Source organism: Streptomyces sp. NPDC054842 (assembly GCF_053611025.1).
The window spans coordinates 1-15,137 of sequence record NZ_JBSGZN010000020.1; the positions used below are offsets into that span (position 1 = coordinate 1).

Annotated in this window: 14 protein-coding genes; 10 read left to right on the forward strand and 4 right to left on the reverse strand. The window is 73.7% G+C overall.

Annotated features, from left to right (window positions below; all coding sequences use genetic code 11):
* Positions 1–27: 27 nt before the first annotated feature.
* The 3 genes from ACWGIS_RS17575 to ACWGIS_RS17585 form a co-directional block, all read right to left on the reverse strand.
* A complete protein-coding gene (locus ACWGIS_RS17575; protein ID WP_453363321.1) occupies positions 28–822 on the reverse strand; it encodes a VOC family protein in 795 nt (264 codons plus the stop codon).
* A 45-nt stretch (positions 823–867) separates the two neighbouring features.
* Positions 868–3,138 carry a catalase gene (locus ACWGIS_RS17580; protein ID WP_453363322.1) on the reverse strand — a complete coding sequence of 757 codons (2,271 nt, stop codon included), beginning with the start codon at positions 3,136–3,138 and terminating at the stop codon, positions 868–870.
* Positions 3,139–3,394: 256 nt separating this feature from the next.
* On the reverse strand, positions 3,395–3,844 hold the full coding sequence (locus ACWGIS_RS17585) for a DUF6098 family protein (RefSeq protein ID WP_453363323.1): 450 nt from the start codon (positions 3,842–3,844) through the stop codon (positions 3,395–3,397).
* Between the two features lie 276 nt (positions 3,845–4,120).
* On the opposite strand from ACWGIS_RS17585, the gene ACWGIS_RS17590 reads away from it, so the two are divergent.
* The 9 genes from ACWGIS_RS17590 (at position 4,121) to ACWGIS_RS17630 (ending at position 12,260) form a co-directional block, all read left to right on the forward strand.
* Positions 4,121–4,294 (forward strand): hypothetical protein, encoded by a 174-nt coding sequence (locus ACWGIS_RS17590; protein WP_453363324.1) that lies wholly within the window; start codon positions 4,121–4,123, stop codon positions 4,292–4,294.
* Positions 4,295–4,627: 333 nt separating this feature from the next.
* Positions 4,628–5,641, forward strand: a complete 1,014-nt coding sequence (locus ACWGIS_RS17595) for a DNA topoisomerase IB (RefSeq protein ID WP_453363325.1) — start codon at positions 4,628–4,630, stop codon at positions 5,639–5,641.
* Positions 5,642–5,779: 138 nt separating this feature from the next.
* On the forward strand, positions 5,780–6,805 hold the full coding sequence (locus ACWGIS_RS17600; RefSeq protein ID WP_453363326.1) for an SDR family oxidoreductase: 1,026 nt from the start codon (positions 5,780–5,782) through the stop codon (positions 6,803–6,805).
* A gap of 80 nt (positions 6,806–6,885) precedes the next feature.
* The gene (locus ACWGIS_RS17605) at positions 6,886–7,770 is read left to right on the forward strand and encodes an SDR family oxidoreductase (protein ID WP_453363327.1); all 885 of its coding nucleotides are present in this window, start codon (positions 6,886–6,888) and stop codon (positions 7,768–7,770) included.
* A gap of 49 nt (positions 7,771–7,819) precedes the next feature.
* Entirely contained in the window at positions 7,820–9,037 is a 1,218-nt protein-coding gene (locus ACWGIS_RS17610; protein WP_453363328.1) for an FUSC family protein, read from the forward strand.
* A 51-nt stretch (positions 9,038–9,088) separates the two neighbouring features.
* Positions 9,089–10,615: an FAD-dependent oxidoreductase gene (locus ACWGIS_RS17615; protein ID WP_453363329.1), complete on the forward strand. Its 1,527-nt coding sequence runs from the start codon at positions 9,089–9,091 to the stop codon at positions 10,613–10,615.
* Positions 10,616–10,771: 156 nt separating this feature from the next.
* Positions 10,772–11,146 (forward strand): DUF6479 family protein, encoded by a 375-nt coding sequence (locus ACWGIS_RS17620; protein WP_453363330.1) that lies wholly within the window; start codon positions 10,772–10,774, stop codon positions 11,144–11,146.
* A gap of 313 nt (positions 11,147–11,459) precedes the next feature.
* A complete protein-coding gene (locus tag ACWGIS_RS17625) occupies positions 11,460–11,837 on the forward strand; it encodes a helix-turn-helix transcriptional regulator (RefSeq protein ID WP_453363331.1) in 378 nt (125 codons plus the stop codon).
* Positions 11,838–11,924: 87 nt separating this feature from the next.
* On the forward strand, positions 11,925–12,260 hold the full coding sequence (locus ACWGIS_RS17630) for an ANTAR domain-containing protein (RefSeq protein WP_453363332.1): 336 nt from the start codon (positions 11,925–11,927) through the stop codon (positions 12,258–12,260).
* A 179-nt stretch (positions 12,261–12,439) separates the two neighbouring features.
* Here ACWGIS_RS17630 and ACWGIS_RS17635 read toward each other — a convergent pair whose 3' ends face one another.
* A complete protein-coding gene (locus tag ACWGIS_RS17635) occupies positions 12,440–13,975 on the reverse strand; it encodes an alpha/beta hydrolase (protein WP_453363333.1) in 1,536 nt (511 codons plus the stop codon).
* Between the two features lie 103 nt (positions 13,976–14,078).
* On the opposite strand from ACWGIS_RS17635, the gene ACWGIS_RS17640 reads away from it, so the two are divergent.
* Positions 14,079–15,035: a MerR family transcriptional regulator gene (locus ACWGIS_RS17640; RefSeq protein ID WP_453363334.1), complete on the forward strand. Its 957-nt coding sequence runs from the start codon at positions 14,079–14,081 to the stop codon at positions 15,033–15,035.
* The last annotated feature ends 102 nt before the right edge of the window (positions 15,036–15,137 follow it).

Genomic DNA, 15,137 nt, shown 5'->3' on the forward strand with positions numbered 1-15,137 from the left:
CCCTCGTCTCATGCCGTTCGCGTCACGTCATTCCGTGCGCGTCACGGTGAAGTGAGCCCCGTCGGGGTCCGTGAGGACCGCTTCCGTGGAGCCCATGCCGCCCTGGAGCGCGGTGCCGCCGTGGGCGCGGGCGGCGCGGGCGCAGGCCTCCACGTCCTTCACCGCGAAGTGGATCTGCCAGTGGGGCCGCAGGGTGGGATCGGGTGCGGCCCCGAAGGCGCCCGAGTGGATCCGCGCCACGATGTCGCCCCGGCTGCGGAGCACGACCTCGTTCTCCTCGTAGTCGACGTCGCAGCAGCCGACGTGCTCGGACGCCCAGTCCAGCACCTCGCCGTAGAAGATCGCCGCGTCGAAGGCGTCCCGGGTGTGCAGCCGTACGAAGGCCGGTGCCGCGCGGCGCCAGTCCTCCCAGCCCGTGACGAGCTTGCCCTCCCAGATCCCGAAGACCGCCCCGTCCCGGTCGGCGAGCAGGGCCGCCCGCCCCGGCGGGAAGGCGATCGGCCCCACCGCCGTCGTACCGCCGCGCTCCTGGCTGCGGGCCACGGCCTCGTCGGCACTCGGAACGGCGAAGTACGGGGTCCAGGCCGCGGCGATCTGCCACACGGACGCCACCGCGGCCACCCCGGCGACCGGGACCCCGTTCACGTGCGCGACCTTGAACTGGTCGCCCAGCTTGACCGAGCGCCACTCCCAGCCCAGGACGGCCGCGTAGAAGTCCTGGGTGGCCCGCAGATCGCGCGCGGTCAGGCTGACCCAGCACGGGGCCCCGAAGACCGCCTGGCTGGAATAGACCTTGCTGGGGAGCGTTCTGTCGCTGTTCATGGTTCGTCGCACTGCCGTTCTGGTCTTGTCGTCGGCCCCTGGGGGTCAGAGCCGGGTTGCGAAGCGCTCCCACACACGATGCTTGCCCAGCAGCCCGGTGACCTGTTCCAACACGCCCGGGCCGCTGTCCGCGGTCACCACGCCGGGAGCGTCGAGGGGGATGCCCGCGGCGGTCAGCACGGCGTCCGCGCCGGCCCAGCCGCCGATGGCCTTGCCGTGCCGGAACGCCTCCGCCAGCATCAGCGTCACCCGCGGGTCCGCGGGCGCGTCCACGGCGCCGTCGCCCGCCTTGGCGTCGCGGGCTCCGAAGGCGTCCTTGGCGGGACCCGGGACGCCCGCCAGGAGCAGCGCGTCGCACTCCACGGACCGGGCCGTGGCGAAGCTGCGCTGCACCGTGACCGGTTCGCCCTCCGGGTCGAGCTTCCCGCCGGTGGGGGCGATGACGAGCGGCACCATGCCGGCGTCCAGGACGGCGCGCTGGACGGCGCGGACTCCGTCGAGGTCGCCCTGCCCGTCCGTCACGATGCCGATGACGCGTCCGTCCGCCGGCCATACCTTGCCCAGCTGGGAGAGGGCCGGGCTCGGCTCGGGCGTCAGCAGGGGCTCCGTGGCCTCCGGGGCCGGCAGCCCGAGTCCCGCGGCGACCTGCTCGCACAGCTCGGGGTCGATGTTGGCGAGCACCCGCAGTGCCCGCTCCTTGATCGCCTGCTCGTAGCACTTGCCCAGCTCGAAGGTGTACGCGCCGACGATGTGCTCGCGCTCGGTCGGGGACATGCTGAGCCAGAACAGGCGCGGCTGGGAGAAGTGGTCGGCATACGACGCGGGCGCCTCACGGACCTTGCGGGCGGCGGGCACCTCGACCGGGGTCTCGACGTACGCGCCCGTGTCGGCGCCGGCCGTGAACGGGCAGCCGCCGTCGAGGGAGTTCGGCCGGTAGGGGGCCACTCCGGTGTGCACCGCCGTCTGGTGCATGCCGTCGCGCAGCATGTCGTTGACGGGCGCGTGGGGGCGGTTGATCGGGAGCTGGCCGAAGTTCGGGCCGCCGAGCCGGCTGATCTGCGTGTCCAGGTAGGAGAAGAGCCGTCCGGCCAGCAGCGGGTCGTCGGTGACGTCGATGCCGGGGACCAGGTGGCCCGGGTGGAACGCGACCTGCTCGGTCTCCGCGAAGTAGTTGGTCGGGTTGGCGTTGAGCGTGAGCAGGCCGATCGGCTGCACCGGCGCCAGTTCCTCGGGCACGATCTTGGTCGGGTCGAGCAGGTCGATGCCCTCGAACGTCTGGTCGGGGGTGTCCGGGAACACCTGGATGCCCAGCTCCCACTGCGGGTACGCGCCGGCCTCGATCGCGTCGGCCAGGTCCCGCCGGTGGAAGTCCGGGTCCATGCCGTTGACGATCTGTGCCTCTTCCCACACCAGCGAGTGGACACCGAGCTTCGGCTTCCAGTGGAACTTCACCAGCGTGGTCGCGCCCTCGGCGTTCACCAGCCGGAAGGTGTGGACGCCGAAGCCCTCCATCGTGCGGTACGAGCGGGGGATGCCCCGGTCGGACATGTTCCACAGGGTGTGGTGGGTGGCCTCGGTGTGCAGGGTGACGAAGTCCCAGAACGTGTCGTGGGCACTCTGCGCCTGCGGGATCTCACGGTCGGGGTGCGGCTTCCCGGCGTGGATGATGTCGGGGAACTTCACCGCGTCCTGGATGAAGAAGACCGGGATGTTGTTGCCCACCAGGTCGAAGGTGCCCTCGCTGGTGTAGAACTTCGTCGCGAAGCCCCGGGTGTCACGGACGGTGTCCGAGGAGCCGCGCGAGCCGAGAACCGTGGAGAACCGCACGAACACCGGTGTCTCGACGTCCTTGCCGAGGAAGGCGGCCTTCGTGACGCCGGCGGCGGTGCCGTAGCCCTGGAAGATGCCGTGGGCGGCCGCGCCGCGCGCGTGCACCACGCGCTCCGGGATGCGCTCGTGGTCGAAGTGGGTGATCTTCTCCCGCAGGTGGTGGTCCTGGAGGAGGACGGGCCCGCGCGCTCCGGCCTTCAGCGAGTGGTCCGTGTCGTACAGGCGGGCCCCCTGCGCCGTCGTCAGGTACGCGCCTCCCTGCGCCCGGTCGGTCGCCGCGGCGCCGGTCGGAAGGCCGGTCGGGCCGACCGTCTCGGGGGCGCCCTGGTCGGGTTTCGGCGGCAGCGGCTCGCGCGGTTCGGTGGGCTCGGCGACCGTCGGCGGCTGCACGGCCGGCTTGCCCGGCACGGAACTCGACGGGTCGGTCTCACGGATCGCGTCGACGACCTTCTCGGCCGTGGCCTTCAGGGGGTTCTTCTCGCTCATCACACTTCCAAGGGGTCGGGAACCCGGCCTGGGTACCCGGGCCCCGCGGGTCGAATCGCACGTCACCCGCGAAGTCCTCGACCGGCGGAGGGCCGCCGGCGGGTGACGGACGGACCGCACCGGGCGGGCCGGTACTCACCGCCCGGCACCCGGCGGGGTGCGCGGTACGAGGCGCCGACGGCCACGACTGCGCCGGTCCTGGCGGCCGAGTACCCCTCGCACCCGGGCCAAACGGGTCACGGCGCCCGAGGCGGCCTCACCGTTCGCCCCGGCGCAGCGGGCCCCAGGCGCCCTCCTGGCGGGAGACCTCCGCGCGGGCCTCGTCGATCACGCCCTCGTCGATCCAGGCGACCGGCTCGATGTCGCGGACCAGGGGTTCGTTGTCCGGGCCGCGCCCCGCCACCCGGCCGGCCAGCACCCAGGGCCGTACCCCGGGACCCTTCTCCCGCGGCAGGTGGGAGTAGTCGTACAGGCGCCGTGCCACCCAGAGCTCGGTGGGACGGTCCTCCCACCAGGGCTCGACGTCCAGCGGATTGGCGGACAGACCCGGCAGCGTCAGCCCGGTGAGGTCGTCCCTGCTCGCCGCCGCGGCGAGGTCGGTCCCCGGGCCGCGCGACCACCGTACGAACAGGTCCGAGTGCCGTTCCAGGAGAGCCGCCACCTCCCGCAGGGAGCGGAGGACGACCAGATCGTCCGCACTTCTCATCCGGTGATCCCTCCTCACGGCCGGGGTGTCCGCCGCCGTGGACGGCGCTCCGGGCCGCCCGGGCCTCCTGTGTTCCCCGGCGCGCACCGCCGACACATGCCACCCGCAGGACACGGGAGGGCCGTCTCGTCCGCCCCGCACCACAGCACCCGGGCGGCCCGCCGAGGGACGGGCGGGTTTCCCGGCGGCGACGAGGGGGACCCGGGACGGACACCAGGACAGCGCGGACACAGAGCCGGTCCCGAGCGGAACCGGGCAGAAGGAAGATGAAGAGCCGTGACCACGGACGTCAGAAGAGAGAACGCCACCCGCCGCCCCGAGACGGGGTGGGCGGAAGCCCGTCGCAGGCGGGAGCGCCCCATACGGACCTGTGTCCCGGCGACGGCCGACGGCGACATCCGCCAGGCCCAGGCGGGCCCCGACTGGAACATCGTCAGAGGCGAGGACTGACCGGCGGTTCCGCGCCGGGAACGACCCGCGAGGGAAGGCAGGGGAAGGAAACCGGGGGCCGGAGAGACAGTCGTCTCTCCGGCCCCCGGCGCGCGTGCGGCGCGGCGGCCCGCCCGTGACACGGCTCTGAGGTGCCATGTCTGAACCGCCGGTCGCGGGGGACTCTCCGGGCATGCGTGATGTTCGACGGCGCTCGCCGGGACGCGCGAGCGGGAAGACGGCCGGTGTCACGACCACCGGCGGACACGGTACGGACGCAGGGCCCGGGCACCGCGCCGGGCCGACGGGACCGGGTATCGACGGACGGCCCGCCTCCACACCGGGACGGCCGCCATGCGGCTGAGGACGAGCGACATCAACGGTCCCGGGATCGGGAGGATCCGCTGCGGAAGCGGATTCCGCTACACGGACACCTCGGGACGCCCCCTCACCGACCCGCTGGAGAAGGAACGCCTGCGCCGGCTCGTCATCCCGCCCGCCTGGCGTGACGTGTGGATCTGCCCCTGGCCCAACGGCCACATCCAGGCCGTCGGCACCGACGCGGCGGGCCGCCGCCAGTACCTGTACCACCCCAAGTTCCGTGAGCAGCAGGAGGCGAGCAAGCACGACCACGTCCTGAAGGTCGCCTCGGTGCTCCCCGAACTGCGCGCCGAGGTCGCCGACAGCCTGGCCACCCGCGGCCTCACCCGGGAACGCGTCCTGTCGTGCGCGGTGCGCCTGCTCGACCTCGGTTTCTTCCGCATCGGCAACGAGACCTACCGGCGCGACAACGGGACGTACGGGCTGACGACGCTGCTGAAGGAGCACGCCACCTGCGGGAAGGGCGAGGTGTGCTTCACGTATCCGGCGAAGTACTCCAAGACGCAGACGCGTGCCCTGGTCGACGAACCCGCCTGCCGGGCACTGCGCTCACTGCTGCGCCGCCGCGACGGCGGCCCCCGCCTGTTCGCCTACCGGGACGCGGGAGGCTGGCACGACGTGCGCGCCGAGGACCTCAACGCCTACCTGCGCGACCACACGGGCGCGGACATCACCGCCAAGGACTTCCGCACCTGGCACGCCACCGTGCTGGCGTCCGTCGCCCTCGCCGTGTCCTGGCGGGTCGCGGGCGACTCCAAGGCCGCCCGCAAGCGCGCGATCACCCGTGCCGTCAAGGAGGTCAGCGGCTACCTGGGCAACACCCCGGCGGTGTGCCGGGCGTCCTACATCAACCCGCGCGTCGTCGAACTCTTCGAGGAGGGCCGGACCATCGCGCCCGACCTCGACCGGCTCGGCGACGGCGCCGCCTTCGGCCAGCCCGCCACCCAGGGACCCATCGAGGCGGCGGTGCTGCGCCTCCTCGCGTAGCCCGGCGGTTCGTGTGGGGCGGTGGCACATGGGAACCCGGACAGCCCTTTCCGACGGAGCCCGCCCCGCCGGCGCTCCGGTACGGGAGCACCGCCGCCGGGGCGCAGCGCTCCGGACCCGCACGAGAGGACCCACGACGTGACGGACTCACCCGGCAAGAAGATCGTCGTCACCGGAGCCACCGGCAACGTCGGCACCAGCGTGGTGCGCCTGCTCAGCGAGGACCCCGCCGTCGGCTCCGTGGTGGGCCTGGCGCGCCGGGTCCCGGACTGGGCCCCGCCGCGCACGACGTGGCACGCGGTGGACCTGGAGGAGGACACCGTCCCGGTCGAGCTGTTCCGCGGGGCGGACGCCGTCGTCCACCTCGCGTGGAAGTTCCAGCCCGCCCGGGACCCGGCCGTCACCTGGCGCACCAACGTCCTGGGCAGCGTCCGCGTCTTCGAGGCCGTCGCGGAAGCGGGCGTCCCGACGCTGGTCCACGCCTCGTCCGTCGGGGCGTACTCGCCCGGCCCCAAGGACCGTGCCGTCGACGAGTCCTGGCCCACCCACGGCTGGCCCGGGGCCGCCTACACCCGCGAGAAGGCGTACCTGGAGCGTGTCCTCGACACCTTCGAACGGGACCACCCCGAGACGCGTGTCGTGCGGATGAGGCCCGCGTTCCTGTTCAAGCGGGAGTCCGCCAGCGAACAGCGCCGCATCTTCGGCGGCCGCTTCCTGCCCGGCCCCCTGATGAAGCCCGAGGCGCTGCCCGTGGTGCCGGACATCCCCGGGCTGCGCTTCCAGGCGCTGCACACGGACGACGCGGCGGAGGCGTACCGTCTCGCGGCGCTCGGCGACGCACGCGGTGCGTTCAACATCGCCGCCGACCCGCCGCTCGACGCCAAGGTCCTCGGCGAACTCTTCGACGCCAGGACCGTGCGCCTGCCGAGCCCGGTGGCGCGCACCGGACTGGCGGCGGCCTGGGCGCTGCACCTCCTGCCGGCCTCGCCGCAGCTCTTCGACGCCGTGCTGCGCGTGCCGCTGCTGGACTGCACACGCGCCCGCACCGTGCTCGGCTGGCAGCCCCGGCACACCGCGGTCGAGGCGCTGGAGGAACTCCTGGAGGGCATGCGAGGCGGCGCCGGCGCGGACACCGCCCCGCTCCAGGGCCACGCCGTCGGCTGACGTGTGGACCACCGCCTGCTGGGCACCCACGACCAGGCGCACGCGCCGCGCTTCCCCCAGAGCGAGAAAGGCAGCACCCCATGAGCGACCACGGGCAGCAGAACCCCGTCGACAAGCACCCGCAGCCCGACTTCCCGCAGCAGGAGCAGCAGCACCCGGGCTGGACCGGCCCGATGGACCCGCCGCCGGACCACGGCGAGGAGTCCTACAAGGGCAGCGGCCTGCTGGCGGACCGCAAGGCGCTGGTGACCGGCGGGGACTCCGGCATCGGGCGTGCGGTGGCGCTCGCCTACGCCCGCGAGGGCGCCGACGTGCTGTTCACGCACCTGCCCGACGAGGCCGAGGACGCCCGCGAGACCGCCCGCCTGGTGGAGGACGCCGGGCGCAAGGCGGTCGCGGTGCCCTGCGACATCCGGGACGAGGACCAGTGCCGGCGGCTGGTCGAACGCGCGGTCGCGGAGTTCGGCCGCATCGACGTCCTGGTGAACAACGCCGCGTACCAGATGTCCCAGCCGGACGGGATCTCCGCCATCTCGACGGAGCAGTTCGACCGGGTGGTGCGCACGAACCTGTACGGCATGTTCTGGCTCTGCAAGATGGCCCTGCCGCACATTCCCGAGGGCGGCTCGATCATCAACTCGACGTCCGTGCAGGCCTACAAGCCGAGCCCGCACCTCCTCGACTACGCCATGACCAAGGGCGCGATCGTGACGTTCACCCAGGGACTCGCGCAGATGGTCGCCGGTGACGGCATCCGCGTCAACGCGGTGGCCCCGGGACCGGTGTGGACACCGCTCATCCCCGCGACCATGCCCGACACGGCCGAGTTCGGGAAGCAGGCCCCGCTGGGCCGGCCCGCCCAGCCCGCCGAGATGGCCCCCGCGTACGTCTTCCTCGCCTCGCAGCAGGCCAGCTTCATCACCGCCGAGATCATGAACGCCACCGGCGGGACGCCCCTGCCCTGACCGGGCCGGGAACGGGCGACGACGGACGAAGGACGACGACAGGAGGACGGTGCGACAGCGGGCGACGGAACGGAAGTCCGGGAAGGAACGCCGTGTCGTTCTGCACACCCTGAGCTGGGAAGCGGCGGAGGTCGGACGCTCCGTGCGCCGCGCCTTCACGGTGGCGGGCTCGGAGCGCAACACCGCGGTGCAGTCCCTGAAGGCGGCGGCCGCGGCCCTGCTGGCCTGGGTGGTGGCCGGCTGGTGGTGGGAGGCGCCGATGGCGCTGATGGCTCCCTGGACGGCGCTGTTCCTCATGCACAACACCGTCTACCGCTCCCTGCTGTCCGCCCTCCAGCAGTTCGTCGTGGTGCTGACAGGCACCCTGCTGGCCGCCGGGGCGGGGGTGCTGACGCACAACGAGCTGGCCGCCATGGCACTGGCCCTCCCGGTCACCGTCCTCCTCGGCAACTACGCCCGCTTCGGCAGCAACGGCCTCTACGCGCCGACCGCCGCGCTGTTCGTCCTCGTCTACGGCACCTACACCGGCGCCGACATCCTGCACCGCCTCCTGGAGACCCTCCTCGGCGCGGTCATCGGCGTCGGGGTCAACGCGCTCGTCTTCCCGCCCGTCCACACGCGGCGCGTGACACAGCTGCGCGAGCAACTCCCGCGCTCCTGCGGTGACTTGCTGCACCACGTCGCCGACGAACTGGCGACGGACCACGACCAGGAGCAGGCCCGGCGCTGGTACGAGTCCGCCCAGCGCCTCACCGACGTGGTGACCGAACTGCGGGAGGCCCGCCGCTGGTCGGCCGAGAGCTACCGGATCAACCCGGCCCGAAGGCTGCGCCGCGTCCCGCCCGAGCCCCCGGCCGCCTGGGACTTCGTCTGGGACCAGGTCACCGAGCACACCGCGCGGACCATGCGCACGCTGACCGAGGCCGCCGTACGGCCGCCGCTCCCGTCCGAGGCGCGGGACGCCCTCGCGGCCCTGCTGCGGGCGGCGGGAGACGCGTGCCTGCTCGACGACCACCTCCGCGAGGACGGACGGCGGGACGACGCGGGGACCGACGAGGCCCGGCGGGCGCTCGCCCGGGCCTCCGCGGCCCACCGCCGCCTGACCACGGCCGCCCGGGCCGGCCGCGGGTTCACGTCCACCACGGGAGGCGTACTGGCCGACACGCGGCGTCTCCTGTCGGCCCTGCTGCGCGTCGCGGACCCCGACGCGGCCTTCGACCCGGAGGCCCCCGCCCACCCCGGCGCGCGGCAGCCGGCGGACCGCTGAGCCGTCCGCCCCGCCGTGCTTCGGTCGCGACGGCCTGGGAACCCGGGGCGCATGAACACGTACGCGGACGAGCAGAAGTCCTACTGGATCGAGACGGCGCCCTCCGGAGACCTTCAGCCGTCCCTGGACGCGGACATCACGGTGGACGTCGCCGTGATCGGCGCGGGGATCGCGGGCCTGAGCACGGCGTGGGAACTGGCGCGCCGGGGGCGCAAGGTGGCGGTGCTGGAGGCCGACCGGATCGCCGCGAGCGTCACCGGTCACACCACGGCCAAGGTGAGCGCCCTGCATACCCTGGTCTACGCACACCTGCGGCAGACCCGGGGAGCCGAGGGGGCCAGGCTGTACGCCAGCTCGCAGACGGAGGCCATCCGGCACGCGGCCGGGATCGTGGACGAGCTGGGCATCGACTGCGAATGGGAGGACACGGCGTCCTACACCTTCGCGCAGGACCCCTCCGGCGTGGACGAGCTGAAGGCGGAGGCGGAGGCCGCCCGGGAGGCGGGACTGCCCGCCGAGTACGTCACCGAGACGGGCCTGCCGTTCCCCGTCGCGGGCGCGGTACGGGTCACGGAGCAGGCCCAGTTCCATCCGCGCAAGTACCTCCTCGCCCTCGCCGACGACATGCGCCGGCACGGCGCGGTGATCCACGAGAAGACCCGGGTCGTCGGACTCAAGGAGGGGGAGCCCTGCCGCCTCACGACGGAGAACGGGTCCACGGTGACGGCGACGGACGTCGTGGTCGCCACGCACTACCCGATCTTCGACCGGGCAATGCTCTTCACCCGCCTCTCCCCGCGCCGCGAACTCGTCCTGGCCGCTCCGGTCCCGGCCGAGCTCGATCCCCACGGCATGTACATCACCCAGGAGCAGGGCACCCGCTCGGTGCGCACCGCCCCCTACCGGGACGGGCAGCGGCTGCTGATCCTCACCGGTGAGCACTTCACCCCCGGTACCGCCGACGTCGAGGAGCGGTTCGGGCGGCTCGCGGGCTGGGCAACGAAGCACTTCGGCACGCTCGACTTCACCCACCGGTGGGCCACCCAGGACAACGACCCCACCGACACCGTGCCGCTCGTCGGGCCGCTGCACCCGGGCAGCCGGCACACCTACGTGGCCACCGGGTTCGGCGGCTGGGGCATGAGCAGCGGCGTCATGGCGGGCCGGCTCCTGTCGACCCTGATCAGCGGGGAGAAGTCGCCGTGGAGCGACCTGTACGACCCGCGGCGCCTGCTCCCTGCGGTGCGTGAGGCACCGACCTTCCTCAAGACCCAGGCGAAGGTCGCGGGCCACTTCGTCGGCGACCGGCTGTCGACGGGTCCGGCGCACTCGGTGGACGACATCGCGCCCGGGGACGGAGCGGTGGTGCGGGTCGAGGGCAAACGCTGCGCGGTCTACCGCGACGACAGCGGACAGGTGCACGCCGTCTCCGCGCGCTGCACGCATCTGGGCTGCCTGGTCGCCTTCAACCGCGCGGAGCGCGCCTGGGAGTGCCCCTGCCACGGCTCCCGGTTCGGCACCGACGGCGAGATCATCCAGGGCCCCGCCACCCGGCCGCTCGAACAGCGCGACCTCTAGTCCGGCGCCCCCCGCACCGGGTGTCCGCGTCCCGTCGGACGGGGGCGTACCCCCGGTGCGGGCGGTGGCGTCCGCCGGTGAAGAGGCGGAGGTCAGCGGGGGTCCGCGGAGGAGGCGGAGGTGGATTACTTGTCCGTTGCGGGGTACCCGGCAGCCATGAAAGCGACGGGATACCAACTGGCTGTTTTCAAGGACGCGGCATTCGGCGTCATGGGCGCCTTCCTGGGCGGTCTGATCATCGCCGGCGCGCTCATCTGGGCCGTACGCCTCGGCATCAAGACGCGGCGCCGCGAGCCGGCGCCGCCGAAGCCCGAGGAGCAGCCGGAGCTTCCCTCGACCGGTCCCGTCCACGAGGTGCGGGAGACCCGCGAGCCGAACGAGGTGCCGCGGGCCGGGAGCGAGGGCGAGCGGCTGCGGCCCCAGCAGGTCCGCCAGTCCGGCAGCACGAGCGCCGACGAGGAGCAGCCGCGTCCCCGGTGGGACTCCGGCTCCAGCGGCTCCTTCGGCAGTGGCGGCACCGGCAGCACCTGACGGCTCGTCCGCACGGGATGCGTCAGAAGGGCATCGACGAACGGACGGGGTTCGGAAAGGCAGCCCCGTTGGGCTCTCCACGTCGCGAGACGCGGAGGGCTCAAGTCGTTTCCGGGGTCCGGCCGCCCCGGGGCGCGGTCCGGTCGCCGCGGGGAACGGGCTCCGACGCCCTTGAGGGCGCGGCGCGGCGCGTTCGGCGAACGGGCACCGGGGTCGGCGGCGCGGTCGGCGAACAGGCCGAGCTACGCGAAAAAACACGTGAACTGCCATTCGCTCTTTTGTATACGCGAATGTCTGGCCGTATGCTGAGCGCATGGGCGGAGTACCTGAGACACACACCGGCTGGACCTTCCTCACCAACCACGCCCGCGTGCTGGCCGCGATCGCCGAGGACCACACCACCCGGATTCGCGACATCGCCGCCCGTTGCCGGCTGACCGAGCGCGCGGTCCAGAAGATCATTTCCGATCTGGAGCAGGACGGCTACCTCACCCACACCCGGCAGGGGCGCTCCAACGAGTACCGCATCCGGACGGGCACGCTGCTCAGGCACCCCGCGGACTCCAACCTCACGGTGGCGGACCTGCTCTCGCTGCTGGCCCAGCACGACCACGACCACGAGCGCGGCGATCAGGCCCCGCAGCGGCAGACCGCCCCGACACACGCCGGCGGTCCGGCCGCCGACGGCTGAGCAGACGCCCACGGACGGCCGGAACGGATTCCGCGGGCACAATGAAAGTGACGGACCCGACGCACTCCCCGGACCCCGGAGGCGACGTTGACAACCGACACACACACGAGGCGGCGGATACCGCCGCGCCCCGAGGCCGACGCGAACCAGGTGCTCCGGCTGGAGAACGAGAACCGGCAGCTCCGCGAGGCGGTGCGCTCCCACGCCGTCGTCGACCAGGCCATCGGCGTGGTCGCGGCCGTCGGGCGGCTGACCCCCGACGAGGGCTGGAACGTGCTGCGGAACATCTCCCAGACGACCAACATCAAGATGCGGCACGTGGCCGAGCTGATCGTCGACTGGGCCCGCACCGGCCGGCTGCCCGACGACATCAGGAACCGGCTGGAGAGCGAACTCGACCTCGGTAACCGGCAGGCCGGCTGACCCCGAGTCCCGCCCCGGGCGCCGGCCGGACCGGCGCCCCGCAGGCGCGCATCCGGGCGCACCGGCCTCCACGTGTCCGGACTCGGGGTGTTGACGTGCCCCCGATGCCGGCGGCGGCCCGCCCGGAGCGTCACCCCTCGCCGTCCTCGCCGCTCTCCGCGCCCCCTCGGACCGGGGTGTCAGGACCTCAGGCGCTCCATGAGCAGACGCATCGCCCGGTGCACCGCCTCCCGTGACCCGTCCGTCGGATCGAGCGTCTCGAACATGTGGCGGCCGTGCGGTACGTCGACCACCTCGACGTCCGCCCCGCACGCCCCGGCCGCTGCCAGGAACTCCTCGACGGTGGCGGCGATCTCGGGCTGCTCGCGTCCCACCCGGGTGAGCACCAGAGGCAGCGAGCCCGCCTTCGCCACCGCGTCCACCGGACGGAAGCGGCCGTCGGCGAGCCCCCAGCCGGGCAGCGGTGCCAGGACCGGGTAGGTGGCCGCGAGGCAGCGCAACCACGCCGGGGGTTCCGACAGCCAGTCCGCCGTGAGCAGGCCGCCGCCCGAGAAGAACCACAGCGCGATCCGGTTCCCGTCCACCCGGGGATCGGCCCGGACGAGCTCGACGGCGGCGGCCACGTCCGCGGCGGCGCGCCCGTAGTCGTCCAGGCCGTGCAGGCGGTGGTCGACCGTCGCGGCCACCACTCCCCGCCCGGCCGCGTACCGCGCGTACCCCGTCAGGGTCGGCCAGTCCCGGGGCGTCGGCCGGGCCCCGGCGGGCAGCGGACCGCCGTGCACGAAGACGACCGCCGGTCGCGGGCCCTCGGTCTCGGGGACGTACAGATCGACGTTCCCGGTCCGTTCGCGGGGCAGTTGGGGCACCTCCAGGAGGAACGGCCGCAGGTGCGGGGGTGGTTCGGCGTCACCGGCCGGCCTGAGCCGGTGCCCCTCACCCGCGGCGGCCCGCAGCAGGACCCCGGCCAGTTCGGCGGGGCAGGACAGCATCGGCCAGTGCCCGGTGGGCAGTTCGAAGAAGGTGACCCGCTCGTCCGTGAGCGCCCGCAGCGCGGGGTCGCCGAAGTCCACCTGCATCTGGACCAGCTCGATGCTCGCGCCGTTCTCCGTGCACAGCACACCCGTACTGGGCACCCCGTCCACGGCGCCGGTCAGCCGCAGCGGCTGGAGCAGGGTGCCCAGCGGCTGGGGGAACGCGAGGGCGGTGAGCCGGTCCAGCGCCGCGTCGGACAGGCCCGCGGTGCTTCCCCAGCGCCCCCACTCCTCGCGGGCCGGGGGACGCAGCTCCCCGTCCGGCCCTTCGGCCCCGTCCGCCACCGCACCGGCCCCCTCCGCCAGGCGCCGCCGCAGGGCCTGGTCGGGCACCGCGGCCAGGGCGGGCACACCGTCCTGCGGCATCCCCGCGTCCAGGTGGACCACGCGCGCGACCCGTTCGGCCCGGCGGTCGGCGGCGCCCCGCACCGGATGGATGCCGTAGTCGTGGCCGACCAGCACCAGATCACGGGCGGCCGGCGACCCCGCCGCGTCCATCACCGCCACGACGTCCTCGATGTGCGCCTCCAGGCCGACGGGTTCACCACCCGTGGCACGCGTGCCCCCCAGCCCGGTGAGGGCCACCGTGCGCACTTCGGCCCCGGCCGCCGCCAGCCGCTCCGCCGTCTCCTCCCACACCTGCGCGCCGGTGAACACTCCCGGCACCAGGATGAATACGGTCATGGTCCTCTCCTCGGTCGGTCGTTCCGTACGTCGTCGGCGGACCGTCCCGATCACCCGGCCGCGCCCGCCGGTACCGTAGGAACTCCCCCTGAGGGAGGTTCAAGTGTTCCTGTCGCACGACGGGCTGTGCAGCATCGGAGAGCTCGCGGAACAGGCGGGTCTCACCGTCAAGACGGTGCGCTTCTACTCCGACCGCGGCCTGCTGCCCGAGGCGTCCCGCAGTGCCGGCGGGCACCGCCGCTACGGCCCCGAAGCCCTCGGCCGGCTGCGGCTGATCCGCTCCCTGCGCGCCCTGGACCTGCCGCTTCCGGAGGTGCGTCGCGTCCTGGACGAGGAGGACGGGGCGGCCGGAACCGGCGGCGCCCTGGAGGACGCCGTCGCCGGGCAGCTGCGCGAGCTCGGCTCCCGTCTCAGGGACCTGCGCTGGCGGGAGGCGGCCCTGCGGCTGGTGCAGGAGTCCCCGCCCGGCGAGCGGGCCGACCGGTTGCTGCTGGTCGGCGCCGTCACCGTGCCGCCGAGCACCGCCCCGCTGGCCCGGTTCTGGCGTGCCTGGCTGCCGCCGCGGATGCCGGCCCGGTCGACCGCCGCGTTCCTGGAGGCGACGGTCCCGCAGCCGCCCGACGACCCGGCACCGGCCCAGGTCCTCGCCTTCGCCCGGCTGAACGCCCTCACCGTCGGTTCCTGCCCGGGCACCGGACGCCCCCAGCCGGAGGCGCACCGGACGGCGGGCGCGCGAGGGGCGGCGGTCCTGTACGCGGGCCTCGCCGAGGCCTACGAACTGGCGGGCGCCCGGATGCGCCGAGGGCGGGCTCCCCGGCCCGGTGAGGCGCTGGACTGCTTCGTCGCCGCGTACGTGAGCGCGTACGGCACCCGGGACACCCCGGACTTCCGCCGCTCGCTGGCCCGGCAGCTCGCCGCCGACCCCCGCATCGACCGCTACTGGGAACTGGTGGCCGAGGTGATCACCCCGCCGGGCGGCCCGACGGAACCGACTCCGGGCTCCGCACACGACTGGCTGCTCGCGGCCCTGGACGCGCAGACGGCCGCCACCGCGGCCTGAGTCACCGGCCCGACGAAGGCCACGGTGTCAGCGGGCGTGCGGGACGACCGGAGCGGACTCGGAAGCCAGGGCGCCGAGCAGGGTGCGATTCCGGGTGGTCCG

Coding starts and splice junctions, on each gene's coding strand:
- ACWGIS_RS17595 (WP_453363325.1), top strand. CDS start 4,628: ATGCGGCTGAGGACGAGCGACATCAACGGTCCCGGGATCGGGAGGATC.
- ACWGIS_RS17625 (WP_453363331.1), top strand. CDS start 11,460: ATGGGCGGAGTACCTGAGACACACACCGGCTGGACCTTCCTCACCAAC.
- ACWGIS_RS17585 (WP_453363323.1), bottom strand. CDS start 3,844: ATGAGAAGTGCGGACGATCTGGTCGTCCTCCGCTCCCTGCGGGAGGTG.
- ACWGIS_RS17605 (WP_453363327.1), top strand. CDS start 6,886: ATGAGCGACCACGGGCAGCAGAACCCCGTCGACAAGCACCCGCAGCCC.
- ACWGIS_RS17615 (WP_453363329.1), top strand. CDS start 9,089: ATGAACACGTACGCGGACGAGCAGAAGTCCTACTGGATCGAGACGGCG.
- ACWGIS_RS17575 (WP_453363321.1), bottom strand. CDS start 822: ATGAACAGCGACAGAACGCTCCCCAGCAAGGTCTATTCCAGCCAGGCG.
- ACWGIS_RS17635 (WP_453363333.1), bottom strand. CDS start 13,975: ATGACCGTATTCATCCTGGTGCCGGGAGTGTTCACCGGCGCGCAGGTG.
- ACWGIS_RS17620 (WP_453363330.1), top strand. CDS start 10,772: ATGAAAGCGACGGGATACCAACTGGCTGTTTTCAAGGACGCGGCATTC.
- ACWGIS_RS17580 (WP_453363322.1), bottom strand. CDS start 3,138: ATGAGCGAGAAGAACCCCCTGAAGGCCACGGCCGAGAAGGTCGTCGAC.